At 72.7% G+C, this 18,683-nt stretch carries 16 protein-coding genes; 10 read left to right on the plus strand and 6 right to left on the minus strand.

The window, feature by feature from the left end:
- Nucleotides 1-24: 24 nt before the first annotated feature.
- Entirely contained in the window at nt 25-951 is a 927-nt protein-coding gene (locus BM339_RS06445; RefSeq protein ID WP_021593560.1) for an LLM class F420-dependent oxidoreductase, read from the plus strand.
- A 68-nt stretch (nt 952-1,019) separates the two neighbouring features.
- On the opposite strand, the gene BM339_RS06450 is transcribed toward BM339_RS06445, so the two are convergent.
- Nucleotides 1,020-2,726, minus strand: coding sequence for an MFS transporter (locus tag BM339_RS06450; protein WP_177287634.1), 1,707 nt, complete (start codon nt 2,724-2,726; stop codon nt 1,020-1,022).
- Between the two features lie 170 nt (nt 2,727-2,896).
- On the opposite strand from BM339_RS06450, the gene BM339_RS06455 reads away from it, so the two are divergent.
- Nucleotides 2,897-3,634, plus strand: coding sequence for a TetR/AcrR family transcriptional regulator C-terminal domain-containing protein (locus BM339_RS06455; protein ID WP_256255231.1), 738 nt, complete (start codon nt 2,897-2,899; stop codon nt 3,632-3,634).
- Here the strand turns inward: BM339_RS06455 and BM339_RS06460 are convergent.
- Complete coding sequence (locus BM339_RS06460; RefSeq protein ID WP_024935048.1) at nt 3,607-4,461, minus strand: TIGR02452 family protein; 855 nt, start codon at nt 4,459-4,461, stop codon at nt 3,607-3,609. The genes BM339_RS06455 and BM339_RS06460 overlap by 28 nt on opposite strands.
- Before the next feature lie 76 nt (nt 4,462-4,537).
- Between BM339_RS06460 and BM339_RS06465 the strand changes: the two genes are divergently transcribed.
- The 3 genes from BM339_RS06465 to BM339_RS06475 all read left to right on the plus strand — a co-directional run bounded on the left by BM339_RS06465 (nt 4,538) and on the right by BM339_RS06475 (nt 9,462).
- Nucleotides 4,538-5,401, plus strand: a complete 864-nt coding sequence (locus BM339_RS06465) for a DUF3152 domain-containing protein (protein ID WP_075020227.1) — start codon at nt 4,538-4,540, stop codon at nt 5,399-5,401.
- 69 nt (nt 5,402-5,470) lie between these two features.
- Entirely contained in the window at nt 5,471-6,904 is a 1,434-nt protein-coding gene (locus BM339_RS06470) for a 3' terminal RNA ribose 2'-O-methyltransferase Hen1 (RefSeq protein ID WP_075020228.1), read from the plus strand.
- Nucleotides 6,901-9,462, plus strand: a complete 2,562-nt coding sequence (locus tag BM339_RS06475) for a polynucleotide kinase-phosphatase (protein WP_075020229.1) — start codon at nt 6,901-6,903, stop codon at nt 9,460-9,462. The genes BM339_RS06470 and BM339_RS06475 overlap by 4 nt, the downstream gene beginning before the upstream one ends.
- Before the next feature lie 54 nt (nt 9,463-9,516).
- Here the strand turns inward: BM339_RS06475 and BM339_RS06480 are convergent, their stop codons facing one another.
- From BM339_RS06480 to BM339_RS06495, 4 genes are all read right to left on the minus strand, one after another.
- A complete protein-coding gene (locus BM339_RS06480) occupies nt 9,517-9,783 on the minus strand; it encodes a TFIIB-type zinc ribbon-containing protein (RefSeq protein WP_024935050.1) in 267 nt (88 codons plus the stop codon).
- Nucleotides 9,784-9,850: 67 nt separating this feature from the next.
- Nucleotides 9,851-10,750, minus strand: coding sequence for a phosphotransferase family protein (locus BM339_RS06485; protein ID WP_075020230.1), 900 nt, complete (start codon nt 10,748-10,750; stop codon nt 9,851-9,853).
- An 8-nt stretch (nt 10,751-10,758) separates the two neighbouring features.
- A complete protein-coding gene (locus BM339_RS06490) occupies nt 10,759-12,438 on the minus strand; it encodes an AMP-binding protein (RefSeq protein WP_256255233.1) in 1,680 nt (559 codons plus the stop codon).
- Nucleotides 12,439-12,502: 64 nt separating this feature from the next.
- Nucleotides 12,503-13,045: an Lrp/AsnC family transcriptional regulator gene (locus BM339_RS06495; protein ID WP_021597892.1), complete on the minus strand. Its 543-nt coding sequence runs from the start codon at nt 13,043-13,045 to the stop codon at nt 12,503-12,505.
- A 105-nt stretch (nt 13,046-13,150) separates the two neighbouring features.
- On the opposite strand from BM339_RS06495, the gene BM339_RS06500 reads away from it, so the two are divergent.
- The 5 genes from BM339_RS06500 to BM339_RS06520 all read left to right on the plus strand — a co-directional run bounded on the left by BM339_RS06500 (nt 13,151) and on the right by BM339_RS06520 (nt 18,216).
- On the plus strand, nt 13,151-14,344 hold the full coding sequence (locus BM339_RS06500; protein ID WP_024935052.1) for an MFS transporter: 1,194 nt from the start codon (nt 13,151-13,153) through the stop codon (nt 14,342-14,344).
- Between the two features lie 279 nt (nt 14,345-14,623).
- The gene (locus BM339_RS06505) at nt 14,624-15,469 is read left to right on the plus strand and encodes a hypothetical protein (RefSeq protein WP_021595733.1); all 846 of its coding nucleotides are present in this window, start codon (nt 14,624-14,626) and stop codon (nt 15,467-15,469) included.
- 72 nt (nt 15,470-15,541) lie between these two features.
- A complete protein-coding gene (gene manA / locus BM339_RS06510; protein WP_337959898.1) occupies nt 15,542-16,666 on the plus strand; it encodes a mannose-6-phosphate isomerase, class I in 1,125 nt (374 codons plus the stop codon).
- The gene (locus BM339_RS06515; protein WP_021595731.1) at nt 16,663-17,574 is read left to right on the plus strand and encodes an ROK family protein; all 912 of its coding nucleotides are present in this window, start codon (nt 16,663-16,665) and stop codon (nt 17,572-17,574) included. The genes manA and BM339_RS06515 overlap by 4 nt, the downstream gene beginning before the upstream one ends.
- Before the next feature lie 213 nt (nt 17,575-17,787).
- The gene (locus BM339_RS06520) at nt 17,788-18,216 is read left to right on the plus strand and encodes a hypothetical protein (RefSeq protein WP_143118300.1); all 429 of its coding nucleotides are present in this window, start codon (nt 17,788-17,790) and stop codon (nt 18,214-18,216) included.
- The last annotated feature ends 467 nt before the right edge of the window (nt 18,217-18,683 follow it).

Raw genomic sequence — 18,683 nt, forward strand, 5'->3', positions numbered from 1 at the left:
CCGGGTCCGTACGAGGATGGGGTCATGCGACTTCGGATCTTCACTGAGCCCCAGCAGGGGGCGAGCTACGAGACTCAGCTGGCCGTGGCCAAGGCGACGGAGGACCTCGGCTTCGACGCGTTCTTCCGCTCCGACCACTTCGTCAAGATGGGCGACGTGACGGGCGAGCCGGGCCCGACCGACTCCTGGATCACGCTGGGCGCGCTGGCCCGGGAGACCAGCCGGATCAGGCTCGGCACGCTGGTGACGGCCGGGACGTTCCGCTACCCGGGGCCGCTGGCGATCTCGGTCGCGCAGGTCGACCAGATGAGCGGCGGGCGCGTCGACCTCGGGCTCGGCACGGGCTGGTTCGAGGACGAGCACACCGCGTACGGCATCCCGTTCCCGAGCCTGGCGGAGCGGTTCGAGCGGCTGGAGGAGCAGGTCGAGATCGTCACCGGGCTGTGGGGGACGCCGTCCGGGGAGACGTACTCGTTCAGCGGGAGGCACTACGCGCTGTCCGACTCGCCCGCGCTGCCGAAGCCGGCGCAGGCGGGCGGTCCGCCGATCATCATCGGCGGGTTCGGCGCGAAGCGGACGCCGCGGCTGGCGGCCCGCTACGCGGACGAGTACAACGTCCCGTTCCACCAGGTGAAGGACACCGCCGGGGCGTTCGACCGGGTCCGCGCGGCGTGCGCCGAGGCGGGCCGGACGAGGCCGCTGGTCTACTCGGCCGCCCAGGTCGTCTGCTGCGGACGGGACGAGGCCGAGCTGAAGCGCCGCGCCGACGCCATCGGCCGGGAGGTGTCGGAGCTGCGCGGCAACGGCCTGGCGGGCACGCCGGGGGAGCTGGTCGACAAGATCGGCCAGTTCGGCGAGCTGGGCGCCGAGCGCGTCTACCTGCAGGTTCTCGACATGCACGATCTTGACCACCTGGAGCTGCTGGCGGCGGAGGTGCTGAGCAAGGTCTGAACAGGGCGCGGGCCCGCGGTGGGGGAGTCCCTCCGCCGCGGGCCTCGTCTTGTGTCGGACGGTCTCCTTCAGACCGGCTCTTCTTCCGGGCGGGGGTGCATCGGCAGCAGGAACGTCGCCAGGAAGGTGAGGCCGAGGAGCCCGACCTCGACCCACAGCGTGATCTTCATGGCGTCGCCGAACCCGGTCTTGGCCGAGTGCCCGGCGGCGTCCGCGACCGCCTTCTGCACGGCCGGAGCCGACTGCGGCGCGGCGCCGACGGCGGCCCGGACGTCGTCCTGGAGCCGGTGGCAGGACGCGGGGACGGCGGCGGCGTCCTTGGCGGTGGCGCGGTCGTGGCCGCAGTCGCGCAGGCCGTCCACGATCCGGTCCCGCTGCGCCGCGGGGACGGACGCGGCGGCGAGCCGCCCGCGCAGCCCGGCGGCGCCGTCGTCGGCCGCGGCGGCGACGTGCCCGCCCAGCAGGCCGAAGAAGATCGTGCCGAGGACGGCGGCGCCGAGCGCGGCCCCGAGCTGCTGGACGGCGGTGAGCGTGCCGCCCGCCGAGCCGGTCTCCTCGGGCTCGACGCCCGCGAGGACGGTGTCGAAGAACGGCGCCATCAGCAGGCCCATGCCGAGCCCGGTCACGGTCAGCGCGGGGACGAGCTGCCACGCGGTGACGTCGATCCCGGCGTACTGGAGGGTGGTGGAGAACCCGGCGATGCCGGCGGCCATGGTGAGCGCCCCGGCGTGGATCACCGTGCGGCCGAACCGCCGCACGGCCTGGGCGACGCCGAACCCGATGACGATGCCGGCCGACCAGGGGATCTGCGCGAGCCCCGTCTTCAGCGGGGAGAACCCGAGGCCCATCTGGAAGAACAGCGACAGCACCAGGCCGAGGCCCGCGACGCCGGAGAAGAACACCATGCCGACGACGAGCCCGCCGGTGAAGCCGCGCTTGCGGAACAGGCTCGGGACGATGAGCGGGTCTCCTCCGGCGCGCTGCTTGCGGGACTCGTACCGGGCGAACACGCCCCAGACGAGCAGGGACGCGGCCATCATGGCGAACGTCCAGGCGGGCCAGTCGTGCTCGCGGCCCTGGACGAGCGGGTAGATCAGCAGGCCGGCGCCGAGGGACGCCAGGGCCGCGCCGGTGAGGTCGAGGCGGGAGGCGTGCTCGGCGCGCCCGGCGGGCAGGAACCGCAGCCCGGCCAGCACGGCGGCGGCGCCGAGCGGCAGGTTGATCAGGAAGATCATCCGCCAGCCGGTGCCGAACAGGTCGGCGTCGATCAGCCAGCCGGCCAGCACCGGGCCGCCGACCGACGACAGGCCCATCACCGGTCCGAACAGGCCGAACGCGGCGCCCATTTCCTTCGCCGAGAACATCTGCTTGATCATCCCGATGCCCTGCGGGAGCATCAGCGCGCCGAACAGGCCCTGCAGGGCGCGGGCGCCGATCAGCATCCCCGGGGAGACGGCGATGCCGCACAGCAGCGATCCGAGGGTGAAGCCGGCGGCGCCGATGAGGAACATCCGCCTGCGCCCGTAGAGGTCGCCGAGGCGTCCGCCGGTGATGAGGCCGACCGCCATGGCGAGGGTGTAGCCGGCGGCGAGCCACTGGATCGTGGCGGCCGATCCGCCCAGCTCGGCGCGGATCGTGGGGGCCGCGATGTTGGTGATCAGCGCGTCCAGCATGTCCATGATCTCGCCGGCGAGGATCACGAACAGGGCGACCCAGCGCCAGCGGTAGCCGGCCTCCCCGGTGCCGTGTTTGAGGGGCGTCATCGTCTCGGTCATCGTCATCTCCGGAGGGAACGTCATTCGTTCAACGAACACTGTTTCTAGATAGGAACAGTGTTCGTGTCAAGTACGATGTTCGGGTTCGACTCGAACTTCTCTCTCAAGTAGAGAAGATATATCGCGATTCGCCAGAGTCAAGATGTATCGCGAGATTGGGAGGTCCCGCCGTGAGCACCGCGCACCCGGACATGCCGACGCCGCCCGGACGCAAGGCCCGCAAGGCCGCGCCGCCGAAGCAGCCCCTGACGCAGGAGGCCGTCGTCGAGACGGCGATCCGCGTCCTGGACGCCGAAGGGCTGGAGGCGGTGACCATGCGCCGCGTCGCGCAGGAGCTCGGGACCGGCCCGGCGTCCCTGTACGCGCACGTGTCGGGCAAGGAGGAACTGCGCGAGCTGATGCTCGACCGGATCGCCGCCGAGGTCCCGCTCCCCGTCCCCGATCCGGCGCGCTGGCAGGAGCAGCTGAAGGACCTGGCCCGCGACATCCGCCGCGTCTACATCTCGCACCGCGACATCGCGATGGTCTCGATGGGGCTGATCCCCACCGGCCCTCACCTGCTGGACGTCGCCGAGGCGCAGCTCGCCCTCATGCGGGCCGGCGGCGTCCCGAAGCGGGTCGCCGGCATCGCCGTCGACACCCTCGGCAGGTTTCTCGACGCCGAGGCCATCGAGGAGACCGCCTACGTCGCGAAGACGCCCGCCGGGCAGGACGCGTGGGAGCACTTCCAGGAGTACTTCCGGCAGATCCGCGACTACTTCTCCGCGCTGCCGCCGGACCGCTACCCCACGATCGGCGGCATGGTGGACGAGCTGCTGGACGAGAACGGCGACGGGCGGTTCGAGTTCGGCCTCGACCTGCTCGTCCGGGGGATCGCGTCCTACGTCGAGGAGCCGCGCCCGTCCTGACCGAAGACGCGCTGGAAGGCGGTGTGCCTGGGGGAGCCCGCGGCGGTGTCCCAGACGGCGAAGACGACGTGCTCGAACCGTCCGGCGAACTCGCCGCCGGGACGCAGCGCCTCGGCGAACACCTCGGCGACCTCCGCCGGGTCGTTGCGGAAGACGCCGCAGCCCCAGGCGCCGAGGACGATGCGGCCGTGCCCGTTGGCGAGCGCCACGGCGAGGACCTTCCGGGCGCGCAGCCGCAGAACCGCCGGGATCCGCTCGGCCTGGGCGGCGTCCCGGATCGCTCCGCGGTTCGGAGCCGCGGACGTCAGGAACGCGATCTCGTACGGCTCCTCCAGCAGGCGCCCGGCATCGTCCCTGAACACCGGCACGCCCGGTGAGTAGATCATGTGGTCGCTGTAGAGCAGATCACCCTGGGCGCGGTGGAAGTCGTAGTACTCCCTGGCCGAGCGCAGCGACTCGTACAGGCCGGACGAGCGCGCCAGCCCCTCCTCCTGGGCGTGCGCCCCGTTGAGGAACCCGCCGCCGGGGTTCTTCGCGGAGGCGAAGTTCAGGGCGAACGGAACCGCCCCCTCCCCGCGCAGCCGGCGTGCGGCGGCGAGCGTGGTCTCGTCGGTCACCTCGATGAGGGTCCCGGTGCCGCCTCCGCCCGCGGGGAGGTTCTTCAGGAGGGTGTCCAGCTCGTCCGGCCGGTACAGGACGGTGTCGTGGACGGCGCGGGCGAGGCCTCCGGCGATCGAGACGGTGCGGCCGGAGGGGGCCGTGTAGTCGCCGCGTTCGAGGATGGCCACGGTCTCCTGCGCGGTCCTGCGGCGGGGATGTCTGCTCATGTCGCCTAGGATTCTGCTGGCTCGGAAAACCCGGTCGCAAACCCTTTTGTGATCATTTCTGGCATCCTGGCTCGCGATGCACCCCACACGAACGCGTACCAGACGGTCCGGCAGGGGGACGCCCGGAGACCTGGACGCGGAGTTCGAGCGGGCGCGACGGGGACGGGTTCGCGGCACGATCGCCGGCATGCTGGCGCTCGTGCTGGTGATCACGGCCGGCGGCGCGCTCGCCTGGTACCTGCGGCCGGGCTCGGACGTGCCCGGTGTCACCTCCGCCGGGAGCGGCGGCGGCACGGGCGGCGAGGAGAACCATGCCAGGGTGGAGACGGAGCCGTCCGACCCGCCCCTCGTCAAGCCCGCGCGTCCCCCGTACGTCCCCGCCAAGGGGTCCGGGAAGTTCGCCCGCCCGACCTCGACCGGCAAGGTGCACGGGCGCGGCAAGCTCATGCGCTACATGGTCGAGGTCGAGGGCGGCCTCCGGCAGGACCCCGCCGCGTTCGCGCGGAGCGTCGACGACATCCTGGCCGACCCCCGGGGATGGACCGCCGGCGGCCGGTGGTCGTTCAAGCGCGTCAGCTCCGGACCGTACGACTTCGTGGTCAAGCTGGCCTCGCCCGGCACCGTCGACCGGATCTGCGGCGCCTACGGGATGACGACCGAGGGCAAGGTGAACTGCAGCGCGGGCAAGCAGGTCGTCGTCAACCTGAAGCGCTGGCTGCTGCTCACCACCTACTACCGCGGGCAGCCCGAGCACTACCACGCGCTGACCATCAACCACGAGGTCGGCCACCGGCTCGGGTACGGGCACATGACCTGCGCCGGGCGGGGCCGCCCCGCGCCCGTCATGCAGCAGCAGATCTTCGGGCTGAAGGGCTGCCGGATCAACGGCTGGCCGTACGACCGCAAGGGCCGGTTCGTGAAGGGGCCCTCCGTTCCCTGAGCGCGGCTCCCGAGCCCGGCGCGGCGAAAAAGAATGTGGGCGTCCGGGACGGTCCGCCACACTTGGGGCGTGCTTTTGACGATCACGACGACGATGGACCAGGCGACCGACCTGGGTTTCCTCCTGCATAAGCATCCGGACCGCGTGCAGCGGTTCGAGCAGTCCTTCGGGACGGCGCACGTCTTCTACCCGGACGCCGACGAGCGGCTCTGCACCGCGGCGCTCCTGCTCGATGTCGACCCGGTCAAGCTCGTGCGCACGCGCGGCAGGAACACCCCCGACTTCTCTCTCGGTCAGTACGTGAACGACCGTCCATATGCGGCGTCGTCCCTGCTGGCGTCCGCCATGGCGAACGTCTTCCGCACCGCCATGCGCGGACGATGCGACCTGCGCCCCGAACTCGCGGAAACGGCGATCCCGCTCGAAGTCGTCCTTCCAGCGCTCCCATGCAGAGGCGGTCCGGGGCAGGCGGAGCGCTTCTTCGCACCACTCGGCTGGGACGTGTCCGCCGTGCCCGTCCCGCTCGACCCGGAGTTCTCCGAGTGGGGCGACTCCCGGTACGTGACCCTCACGCTGTCCGGGACGCTGCGGCTGGCCGACGCCCTCAACCAGCTGTACGTGCTGCTGCCCGTCCTGGACGACTCCAAGCACTACTGGATGGCGCCGGACGAGGTCGACAAGCTCATCCGGGCGGGGGAGGGCTGGCTGGCCACGCACCCCGACCGCGGAGCCATCACCCGCAGGTACCTGGCCAACCGGCGCGGCCTCGTCCGGTCCGCGCTGGGACGCCTCGCCGATGCGGAGGACGCGCCGGACGAGGCGCTCGACCCCGCGGAGGTCGAGGAGGAGGCGCCCGCCACCGAGGAGGACCAGGAGCGGGCACCGTCAGAGGAGAAGTCCGTCCCGCTGGCCGAACAGCGTCTCGAGTCGGTCGTGCGGGCGCTGCGCGAGGAGGACGCGCGGCGCGTCATCGACCTCGGCTGCGGCTCTGGGAAGCTGCTCGCGCGGCTGGCCAAGGACGACTTCTTCAGCGAGGTCTCCGGTACGGACGTCTCTCACCGTGCGCTGAGCCACGCGTGGCGGCGGCTCCGCTGGGACCAGGAGCCGCGCCGGGAGAGCGGCCGCGTCCACGACGTCTTCCAGGGCGCCCTGACCTACGCCGACGAGCGGTTCCGCGGCTACGAGGGCGCCGTGCTGATGGAGGTCGTCGAGCACGTCGACCCGCCCCGCCTGGGCGCGGTCGAGCGTGTCGTGTTCGGCCACGCCGCGCCCCGCGTGGTGGTCGTGACGACGCCGAACGCCGAGCACAACGTCCGCTACGAGGGGCTGGCGCCGGGGGCGATGCGCCACCCCGACCACCGCTTCGAATGGACGCGGGCCGAGTTCCGCGCGTGGGCCGACCGGGTCGCCGCCGACCACGGCTACCGCGTCCGCCACGTGCCGGTCGGCGCCGAGGACCCCGAGGTGGGCGCGCCGACCCAGATGGGGGTGTTCACCCGATGACCGAGATCCGGATTCCGGAGATGGGCCTCGTCCTGCTGGTCGGCGTGTCCGGGTCGGGCAAGTCGCACTTCGCGCGCACGCACTTCCGGCCCACGCAGGTGGTGTCGTCGGACTTCTGCCGCGGGGTCGTGTCCGACGACGAGAACGACCAGTCGGCCACCGGCGACGCGTTCGACCTGCTGCACTACATCGTGGCCAAGCGGCTGCGGCGCGGCCTGCTGACCGTGGTGGACGCGACCAACGTGCAGAGCAAGGCGCGGGAGTCGCTGCTGCGGATCGCCAAGGAGCACGACGTGCTGTCGGTCGCGATCGTGCTGGACGTCCCCGAGAGCCTCGCGGCCGAGCGGAACGCGGCCCGGCCGGAACGCGACCTGGCACCGCACGTGCTGCCGCGCCAGCGGCGGGAGCTGCGGCGCGGCCTGCGGTCGCTGGGGCGCGACTTCCGCCGCTCCTACGTCCTGACCGGCGCCGAGGAGATCGACGCGGCGACCATCATCTACGAGAAGGCGTGGACCGACAAGCGGGAGCTGACCGGCCCGTTCGACATCGTCGGCGACGTGCACGGCTGCCGCGCGGAGCTCGAGGACCTTCTGCGCGACCTCGGCTACGAGCTCCGGCACGACGCGGGGGGACGCGCCGTGGGGGCGAGCCACCCCGGCGGGCGGACCGCCGTCTTCGTCGGCGACCTCGTCGACCGCGGGCCCGACACGCCGGGCGTCCTGCGCCTGGTGATGGGCATGGTGGCCGCCGGCGACGCACTGTGCGTCTCGGGCAACCACGAGGCGAAACTGATCCGGGCCCTCCGCGGCCGGAAGGTGCGCCTGTCGCACGGGCTCGCCGAATCCATGGAGCAGCTCGGCGCGGAGGACGACGACTTCCGCGATGGCGCACTGCGTTTCATGGACGGCCTCATCAGCCACTACGTTCTGGACGAGGGCCGCCTGGTCGTGGCCCACGCCGGGCTGAAAGAGGACTACCACGGCCGCGCGTCCGGCCGGGTCCGCTCGTTCGCGCTCTACGGGGACACCACGGGGGAGACCGACGAATACGGCCTGCCGGTGCGCTACCCGTGGGCGCGCGACTACCGGGGCAAGGCCATGGTGGTCTACGGGCACACCCCCGTCCCCGAGGCGGAATGGGTCAACAACACCATCTGCCTGGACACCGGTGCCGTCTTCGGCGGAAAGCTGACCGCGCTGCGCTATCCGGAGCGCGAGCTGGTGTCGATTCCCGCCCACCAGGTCTGGTACGAGCCCGCACGGCCGCTGGAGGCCTCGCGGGCGGCGGGGACGAGCGCGGGCGGGCACCGGGAGAACGACGTCCTCAACATCGGGGACGTCCTCGGGAACAACGGCGTCGAGACCCGCCTGATGGGCCGGGTCACCGTCCGGGAGGAGAACGCGCTGGCCGCGCTGGAGGTGATGAGCCGGTTCGCCGTGGACCCGCGCTGGCTCGTCTACCTGCCGCCCACGATGGCCCCGGCCGAGACGTCGTCCCTTCCGGGCTGCCTGGAGCACCCGGCGGAGGCCCTCGCCGCCTACCGGGGGAAGGGCCTCCAGCGGGTGGTGTGCGAGGAGAAGCACATGGGCTCGCGCGCCGTGGCGGTGGTCTGCCGTGACGCCTCGGTCGCCGCGGAGCGCTTCGGCGTGACCGACGGGACGACCGGTGCCCTCTACACCCGGACCGGGCGCTCCTTCTTCCGCGACCCGTCCCGGACGGACGAGGTCCTCGACCGGCTCCGCGCCGCGATCGGCGCCGCCGGGCTGTGGGACGAGCTGGACACCGGATGGCTCGTCATCGACGGCGAGCTGCTGCCCTGGTCGGCGAAGGCCATGGACCTCATCCGCACGCAGTACGCCGCGACCGGCGCGGCGGCCCGCGCCGCGCTGCCGGTCGCGTCCGGCGTCCTCGCGCGGGCGGGGGCGCGCGGTCTCGACCTCGGCGGGCTTGAGGAGCGCATCGGCCGGCGCGCCGCCAACGCGTCCCTGTTCCGGGACGCCTACGCGCGGTACTGCTGGACGGTGGACGGGCTGGCCGGCATCCAGTTCGCGCCGTTCCAGATCCTCGCCGGAGAAGGGCGCTCCTGGGCGGACTCGCGCGACCACGACTGGCACATGGCCGCCGCCGGCCGGCTGGCGGAGGGCGACCCGAGCGGGTTCGTCCGGCGGACGCGGTCGCTGGAGGTCGACCTGACCGCGCCGGAGGCGGAGGCCGCCGCGGTCGAATGGTGGGAGAAGCTCACCGCCGCGGGCGGCGAGGGGATGGTCGTCAAGCCGCTGGGCCCGGTTCCGGAGGGCACGAGGATCCAGCCGGGCGTCAAGTGCCGCGGGCCGGAGTACCTGCGGATCATCTACGGCCCCGACTACCTGGAGCCGGAGAACCTCGACCGGCTGCGGCGCCGCTCGCTCGGCCGCAAGCGGTCCCTGGCGATGCGCGAGCACGCGCTCGGCATCGAGGCCCTCGCGCGCCTCGCCGGCGCGGAGCCGCTGTGGCGCGTGCACCAGGCCGTCTTCGCCGTCCTGGCGCTGGAGTCGGAGCCGGTCGACCCGCGCCTGTGACCGGCTCTCCGCCGCGGCCCGCCTCCCGTCGGGGGGCGGGCCCGCGACGGCCGGTCAGGTCGTGAAGAGCATGTGGAACACGCCGCCGTGATGAGGGCGGTGGTGTCCGCCGTGGTGATGGTGGTGGACCGAGGCCGCGGGGGCACCCCATCCCGGCGCCGCGGCGGGCGGAGGCGCCGCCCTGTACTGCGACTCCATCTGGCTCAGGGCCTCAAGCTCACCGTAGTCGAGGAAGATGCCCCGGCAGCTGTCACATTGCTCGATGTGGACGCCGCTGCGGGTGTAGGTCCGCATCACGCCACGACACTTAGGGCAGTGCATCGCCTTGTCGTCCTTCCGGTATGGATCCCCAGGTAGAGGCTAAAGGTAGGGCAGGTTCCGCGCCACGTCATGCCGCGTCCCCGGCCGCGGATATTCTCGCGCAGGCGTCGACCATCGCCTGCTCGGGCCCGTCAAGTGGTCGATCTTCCCTCCTCGCGGATATGACGCACGTGGCGGCGATCTGGATCGCAAGACTTCGGGCGGGGACGTCCAGGACGTTCCACGGGTCGCCCTGCGCCGGGACGGCCGGGCCGCCGGCGTTCCTGTACGCGCCGAGAAAGCGGTCCCAGTCGTCTGGAGGCAGGACGCCGGCGGAGTAGAGCGCCGCAGGTCGGGCGAGGTCCCAGGCCGGGTCGCCCATGCCGAGGTCTTCGACGTCGATGAGCCGCCATTGGCCGCCGGGTATGCGGACCATCTGACCGAGATGCCAATCCCCGTGGATAAGGCAATGGGTCCTGGTCGTGGGTTCGTGGCTGTCACCGCGTATCCAGGTGGGAAGCGTGGCGAACGCGCGCCGCACTTCGTCCTCGGGGGAGCCGTCGTCAAGGCCCGAGACCAGTCGCGCTACACGGGTCGGGCGTCCCCAGGGAGGCGCGTCCGCCGGAACGGGCATCGCGTGGAGGGCCGCCAGGAGGCGTGCACCCTCCTCCCAGGGGAGAACCTGGGACGGGTCCACGGGGTCACCGAACGTCGAGAGCGTCACCATCCGGCCGTCCACGGTGAGCGGCGGGCCGAGGGGGCCGACCAGCAGGTCCGGCAGCGTCCCGGCCAGCCGGAGCCGGGCCAGGAACGGGTCCCCGTACTCCCGGTCGGCCTGGTGCGCCTTCACGACGACGTCCCCGACACGCACCACGAGGACGCCGTGCCGGTCGTACAGGGTCTGCGGGGGACCGGCTTCGCCGGCCTTCTCGCGGCCGATGCCGGCGAGCCGTGCGAACAGCTCGGACTGGACGGTCTCGGTGTGCACCCGCTCAGTCAACCACTCTGCGCCGAGCGCATCCGCCGCGTCGGCGAGGCGACGAACTCGTCCCGCAGCCGCTGGCGGACGACCTTGCCCAGCATGTTCCTCGGCAGGTCCGTCCGCGGGAGGAACTCGGAGGGCACCTTGTAGTGCGAGAGGTAGCGCTTGCAGTGCCGCCGCAGCTCGTCCGCCGAGAAGGGGTAGGCGGGATGCTCGACCACGTGGGCGATGACGCGCTCGCCCCGCCGGGCGTCCGGGACGCCGACCACCGCGCAGTCGTGGACCGCGGGGTGGCGGCGCAGCACCTTCTCCACCTCGGACGGGAACACGGTGAACCCGCTGACCTTGATCATGTCCCGCTGGCGTTCCAGGATGGTGATGAAGCCCTTCTCGTCCATCACGCCGATGTCACCGGTGCGGAGCCAGCCCTTCGACAGCGCCTGCGCGGTGGCGAGGGGCGCGTTCCAGTACCCGGCGAACACCTGCGGCCCGCGCACGACGACCTCTCCGGTCTCGCCCGGCGGCAGCACCTTCGTCGGCTCGTCCTGGTCGACGATCACGGCGTCGGTCATGGGCAGCGGCAGCCCGACCGTCAGGTTCCGGGCGCCGCCCCCGAGCGGGTTGGCCGTGACGGCGGGGGACGCCTCCGTGAGCCCGTAGCAGTTGATCAGGCCCCGGGCGCCGACCTTGTCGAGCCGGTCGATCGTCCCCTGCGTGAGGGCCATCGCACCGGAGATGTAGATGCGCAGCGACCGCAGGTCGTCCGGGCGGAAGCGCGGGCTGTCGAGGACCTGCTCGTACAGCGTCGGCACCCCGGGGAAGATGGTCGGCCGGTACCTGCGGATCGCCCGCACCACGCGGTCGCCGTCGTAGCGCGGGAGCAGCACCACCGCCCCGGCCGTCATCACCGGGGCCACCAGGCAGCTCGTCAGGCCGAACGAGTGGAACAGCGGCAGGACCGCCAGCGTCACGTCCTCGCCGGGACGCCCGTCGAGGTCCCACGCGTGCTGCTGGCAGGCGTTCGCCACCAGGTTCCGGTGCGTCAGCATCGCGCCCTTGGGACGCCCCTCGGTCCCGCCGGTGTATTGAATGGCGGCCAGATGCCGCGCCGGGTCGAGCGGGAACTGCCGCACAGGCTGCCGGGGCGCCCGCTGCAGATCCTTGAACGGGACGACGCCGGGATCGCGGGGCACGTCCGCGGTGATGGCGGCCCGGCGCTTCTGCGCCTGCACCAGCGGCAGCCGCAGGGCCATCCGCCTGGACAGCGGAAGGTGGTCGACCAGCGACGTCACCACGATGTGGTCGAGGCGGAGCCGCGAACGGACCGCGCGCACCGTCGCGTAGGAACGATCCAGGACGACCGCGACGCGCGCGCCGCAGTCCGCGAGCTGCCGGAGCATCTCCTCCTCGGTGTACAGCGGGTTGTGCTGGACGGCGACCGCGCCCCGCCGCAGCACGCCCCAGAACGCGATGACCTGCTGCGGGCAGTTCGGCAGGATCAGCGCCACCCGGTCGCCGGGCTGCACGCCGAGCCGGTGCAGGCCGGCGGCGAACCGGTCGGCGGCATCGCGCAGGTCGCGGTAGGTCATCCGCCGCCCGAAGAAGATCAGCGCGGGCCGGCGCGGGTACCGCTCCGCGGCGTCGTCGAGCAGCCGGGTGACCGGGACGTCCGGAATGTCGATCTTTCCGGGCACCCCGGGCTGATACCACTGCCGCCACGGTGTGGAACGTAGTGACGAGTGCCACATAGCGCCCGATTCAATCACCTCCCGCAGGTCCGCGCTCCCTCGCCGGCCGGGCCGGCGCTGCCCGGCGCGTCCAGCCCTCGGAGGCGGTGACCGTCCGGGCCCCGGGGGACGGCGGCTCCACGGGCCGTCCCTCGTAGGCGGTCGAGAGCACGATATGCGAGTTCATCTCGCCGTGCTCGCCGAGCCGCTCCAGCAGCCCTTCCAGGTGCGGCATCGAGGCGACCCGCACCTTCAGCATGGAGCACCAGTTCCCGCTCAGCTTGTGCACCTCGGTGACCTCGGGCAGGTCCTCGGCGGCGGAGGTCTTCAGCAGGCAGCGGCCGTGGGCGCAGCGCATCTGGACGAACGCCGTCAGCGGCTGCCCGACCCGCGCCGGGTCGACCCGCGCCTGGTAGCCGGTGATCACACCGGCCTCCTCCAGGCGGCGCACCCGCTCGGCGACCGCCGGCGCCGACAGGTTGACCAGGCCCGCCAGCCTGTTGAAGGACAGCCGCCCGTCCCGCTGCAACTCGGCGAGGATGCGCCAGTCCGTCTGATCAGGCTCTCTGTCCATGCCGAAAGTCCTCTCGCCGAAATGCCTTTCAACCTAAAGGTCGTGGCGGATGAATACCAGGAAGCTCCCATTCCTCGGGCTGATCAGTCTTTCTAGCGTTAAAGCATGAACACTCGATCTCGTCCCATGGCGGCGCTGTGTTCCGGCACCGCCCTCATGAACGCGTCCATGGCGGTGGCGAGCGCGACCGGCACCCTGGTCGCCGCGGACCGGCTCGGCGCCGGCTGGGGCGGCGTCCCGGCCACCGCCGGCATCGTCGGGACCGGTCTCGGCGCGCTGGCGCTGACCCGGCTGGCACGCCGCACGGGCCGCCGCCGCTCCTTCGTCCTCGGCTACGCGGCCGCCGCGGCGGGCGCCTGCCTGGCCGCCGCCGCGGTCGCGTCCGGCGACGTCATCGGCCTCTGCCTCGGGATGCTCCTGCTGGGCCTCGGCAACGCGGGCGCGCAGCTGTCGCGGTACGCCGCGGCCGACCTGCACCCGGCCGGGCGCCGCGGCTTCGCCATCGGGCTCGTCGTCTGGTGCGCGGCGGCCGGCGCGGTCGGCGGGCCGCTGCTGCTCGACCCGTCCGGCACGGCCGCCGCCGGAGCGGGCCTCCCGGCGTTCACCGGCCCGTACCTACTGGCCCTCCTCACCTGCGCGGGCGCCGCGTTCGCCGCGACGGCCGGCCCGCGCGGCGCGGCGACCACGCGGGCCACGCCGTCGGTGCGGGAACTCGCCCGCACGCCGGCCGCGCGCTCCGCGCTCGTGGTGATGGTGACGGCGCAGGTCGTGATGGTCGCCGTCATGACCGCCGCGCCGCTGGAGATGCACATGCACGGCGACGGCCTCGGCACGGTCGGCATGACGCTGTCCGCGCACACCCTGGGCATGTTCGCCCTGTCACCCGTGACCGGCCGCCTGTTCGACCGCCACGGCGCCCGCCCGGTCATCCTCGGAGGGCTCCTCACGCTGGCGCTGTCGACGGCGGCCGCCGCCGTCCTGACCGGCCCGTCCGGACGCGCCCTCGCGCTCTTCGCGCTCGGCTACGGGTGGAACCTCTGCTTCGTCGGCGGCAGCGGCCTTCTCGCCCGCGACCTGCCCGAAGAGCAGCGCCCGCACGCCGAGGGAGCCGTCGACGCCGCCGTCTGGATGATCGCCGCCGCCGCGAGCCTGCTGTCCACCGTCGTGCTGTCGGCGGGCGGCTACGCCGTCCTGGCCTGGGCGTCCTGCGCCGCCGCGCTCCTGGTCGCGCTCGGCCGGTCGCGCCGCGGCGGGCCGGTGCCCGCGGAGGCGGCCCGGCAGCCCGCGCGGCACCCCTGACGTCAGATCCGGCCGGTCCCGCGGCAGACGTTGCACCGTTCGCGGGTGGCGGTGCTGGTGCCGGTCCCGTTGCAGCCGGGGCACGACCGCGTCGCCGGTTTGTTGTGCTTCCCCACGTCACACCCCCTGGGCGTCCATTCTAAGGGCTCGGCCGATCCGGTACCGGGCCCCGATCATGAGTTCGCCGACGAGGCCTCCCAGGTTCACCAAGAGCGTTGCCGAACCCGAACCGTGACGGTCACCGTGCAAGAAGTAGGGGAACCGCGAGGGGAGATCGGCATGTTCGACGCGGCCGCGACGGCGGACGAGCGGGTCCGGGAGGCCGCCGGCGCCACCGGGCGGCTCCGGCTCGCCGCCGAGTTCTACGCCGGCGACCGGGCCCGCTACGGCCGCGCCGAACTGAGCTTCCTGCGCTGGGCGATCGCCCGGGGCGTGCTGAACCCGCCCGGCGGCGCCCCACCAGGAAGCCCCTGGTGGCGCGCCGTCAACGACCGGCTGCTGCGCGACAAGGCCGAGGCCGCGCTGCTCGACGCGGGCCGCCCCGGCGAGCCGTCGTCGCGGAGCGTGCTCCTCTGGGGCGAGTTCCTCCGCGTCCCGTCCCCGGCGGCCTGGTACCGCGCCCACAACGCCAGCGTCGTCACCGGATACCTGGACGGCGAACCGCTCGCCCTCGCCGAACTGCCCGCCGAGCGCTTCATGATGAACGTGGCGCTCGTCCGCGTCCTGTACGCGCACGCGCTGGTGGCGCGGCCCCGGCTGGCCCTCGGCGCGTTCGCGCCGCTCGGCACGCTGCTCGGCGACCCGCGCGGCGGCTCCGTCGGGTTCTTCCTCGACCTGCGCCGCGCGTTCCCCGAGCGGTACCCGCTGGACGGGCTGTCGGCCCGGGACCTGGTCGCCGCCGAGGGACCGCTGCCGCGCGCCCTCGACCACGGCGTGATCGTGCCGCGGCTCGTCCCGCTGTACGAGTTCGCGGGCGCGTCCCTCGGCCTCCCGGGCATCGAGGGCATGATCGGCGACGGCGTCCCCTGCTACGCCGGGCGGGCCCGCCGCGCGGACTGGCACGCCGCGGGGCCCCTGCCCCTCACGGCCCGCCTGACCGCCTACGCGGTCCGGGTACGCGCCTGAGACTTGTACGCTATCCCTCACGAGCGCCGGCTTCCCGTAATGGCGCCCAAGGTAAGGAGATCGCGCAGGTTGGTGCCCTTGCCGCTGACCACCGCGATCCGGCCCTATGACTGGGGATCGCGGACCGCGCTGCCCGCCCTGCTCGGCGTCGAGCCGACCGGGCGCCCGCAGGCCGAACTCTGGGCCGGAGCGCACCCCGCCGCCCCGTCGTCCGCCGGCGGGACGCCCCTCGACACGCTCATCGAACGCGACCCGCCAGGCATGCTCGGCGCCGCCTGCGTGGACCGCTTCGGGCCCACCCTCCCGTACCTGCTCAAGGTGCTGGCCATCGAGAAACCGCTCTCACTCCAGGTGCACCCGACCATGGCCCAGGCCGAGGCCGGGTTCGCCCGCGAAGAGGCACGCGGCATCCCCGTCGACGATCCGGCCCGCACCTACAAGGACCGCTTCCACAAGCCGGAGATGGTCTGCGCCCTCACCGACTTCCACGGCCTCTGCGGCTTCCGCGACCCCGCCGAGACCGCCGACCTCCTCGACGGCCTGGCCGTCCCCGAGCTGCGCCCGTGGATCACGATCCTGCGCACCGAGCCGCCCGCGACGGCGCTGCGGACCGTCCTCGGCCAGATGCTGGACGAGTCCGCCCGCCCCGCCCTCGCCGCCACCGAACCGGCCCTGACCGGCGTCCACGCCGCCATCGCCCGCGCCTACCCGGGCGACCGCGGCGTCCTCGCCGCGCTCCTGCTCAACCACGTCGAGCTGAAGCCGGGCGAGGCCCTCTTCCTGGACGCCGGAGTGCCCCACGCCTACCTCGGCGGCCTCGCCGTCGAGATCATGGCGAACTCCGACAACGTCCTGCGCTGCGGTCTCACCGGGAAGCACATCGACGTCCCCGAGCTGATGCGCGTGGTCGAGTTCGCCCCCTCGGCCCCCGACCGCGTCGAACCCGCCGCCGGCCGCTACCGCGCGTCCGCGGAGGAGTTCACCCTCGTCCGCCACGACCTCACCCCCGTCCCCGACCTCCTCCCGACCGGCCTTCCGCAGACGCTGCTCTGCCTCGAAGGCGAAGCCCGGCTCACGACGGACCAGACCTTGACCCTCACCCGGGGCGACGCCGCCTTCATCCCCGCGAACGCCCCCGCGACCCGCCTCACCGGCGAGGGCACGCTCTACCGCGCGCTCCCGGGAATCGGTTCATGACCGTCCTCGCCCTCGACATCGGCGGCACGAAGTTCGCCATCGCCCGCGTCGACGCCGCCGGAACCCTCCTCGACCGCGCCGAGCACCCGGTCGGGCAGTCGCCGACCGCGACCCTGCGCGGCCTCGTCGCCGACTTCGCCGGCCCCGGCCTGACCGCCGTCGGGATCGGCTCGGCCGGCCCGATCGACACGGCGGCCGGCACCGTCAGCCCGATCAACATCCCCCGCTGGCGCGGGTACCCGCTCGTCGCCGCCGTCCAGCGCCTCGTCCCCGGCGTCCCGGTCTCCCTCGCGGGCGACGCCCAGTGCATGGCGCTCGGCGAATGGTGGCGCGGCGGCCACGGCGGCTCGTCCCTCCTCGGCATCGTGGTGTCGACCGGCGTCGGCGGCGGCCTCATCATCGACGGCCGCCCCTGGACCGGCCGCACCGGCAACGCCGGCCACATCGGCCACGTCGTCGTCGACCACGACGGCGAGCGCTGCGTCTGCGGCGCCCGCGGCTGCCTGGAGACGATCGCGGGCGGCCCGAGCATGGTCCGCTGGGCCCTGGCCCAGGGCTGGACGCACGCACCCGGCCGCCCGGACGCCAAGGCCCTGGCCGCCGCCGCCCGCGCCGGCGCCTCCATCCCGCTGGCCGCCTTCCACCGCGCCGCCGGCGCCCTCGCCACCGCCATCCTCAACACCGCCGCCGTCCTCGACGTCCGCGACGTCGTCATCGGCGGCGGCGTGGCCGCCGCCGGCGACCTTCTCCTCGCCCCCCTCCACAAGGCGATCGCGGACCGCGCGGGCATGCCCCACCTCCGCGACCTGCGCGTCTCCACCACCACCCTGGACCGCGACGCCGGCCTCTACGGCGCCGCCGCCCTGGCCCTCCTCACCGCCAAAACCCCCCTCCACCAAACCCCCTGAAACCGGAAGGCCGGCGCAGCGGCCTCCAGGCCATCGGTGGACAGGGGGTGATCCGGAAGCCGCTGCTCGGACGCCGGCACGCGGAACGGCCGCTGCCCGCGGGTGCCGACCCGCTCGTGCGGGACTTCCTGTGCCCGACCTCGACAAATCCTCTGCATCGGGTATGAGGCATGGAGCACAGACTCACGTGGAGGGCTTCCCTAGGTTCCACACGTGATCGAAAACGATGCAGGTGAAGGCACGGGTTCCCGTAGCGGCCGCGAAGTGAGGCAGGGACAGTTCCCGTTCGCAGTCCTCACCGACAAGAGCGTCGTCATGGCCGAGTTCCGCACGAGCCTCGAATCACAGGGGCCCGGTTGGGGCTACGCCGAAGTGACGGAGTGGACGCTCACCCACCACGGGCACCCGTTTCGGGTCACCGCCGAGAACGAGAAGGCCGCCTATCTTCCCATCAGCGAGCGCAGGACCCACGGCAGTCGCAAACCGCTGAAGGCGCGACCGTCAGGGCCGTGTGAAGTGGTGACCTACTATTATTACAAGGCCCATCATTACGGATCGATCTCAGGTGATGTGACGCTCGCCTTCGACCCCGTCAACATGACCGTCGACGTCCGAGCAGACTTTGATATCGATCTCGATTGACCACTCACGCATCCTCTGTGCCTGGCGGACGCCGTCGTGTAGCGGCGGCAGCTGTGCAGGATGTTCCACCGGTTCATGTGCTCGACGCGGGCGCGCAGCGCTTGCGGACAGAGGGCGAGGGGCATGCGGTGACGTGCCATCCGCAGTCAGCGGGGGCAGCGGTGGCGATGACCTGGCCATTTATCGCCGTGGTCATCGTGGTCACGCGTTTTCCATGGCCATGGGAATCCCTCCTCCCTGCTGAGCGGGAGAGCGGCCGGACTTGGGAGCCGATGCAGGTCGGGTTAAGGCGGCCGTGATCGACGGTGCCGGAGTGATGCTCTGGCTTCTCTTGCTTGTTCTTGCAGGTGAGCGGCCTTACCGGTGAGTCGGCGGGGCCGGGGTGGGGGAGGCGCGGATAAGTCCTCCTCATTCCTTCCTTAACGCGGGCGCGAGGATGGATCTTGTCGCCCCGCAGGTGGGGGACT

This window comes from Actinomadura madurae, assembly GCF_900115095.1.
Classification (GTDB): domain Bacteria; phylum Actinomycetota; class Actinomycetes; order Streptosporangiales; family Streptosporangiaceae; genus Spirillospora; species Spirillospora madurae.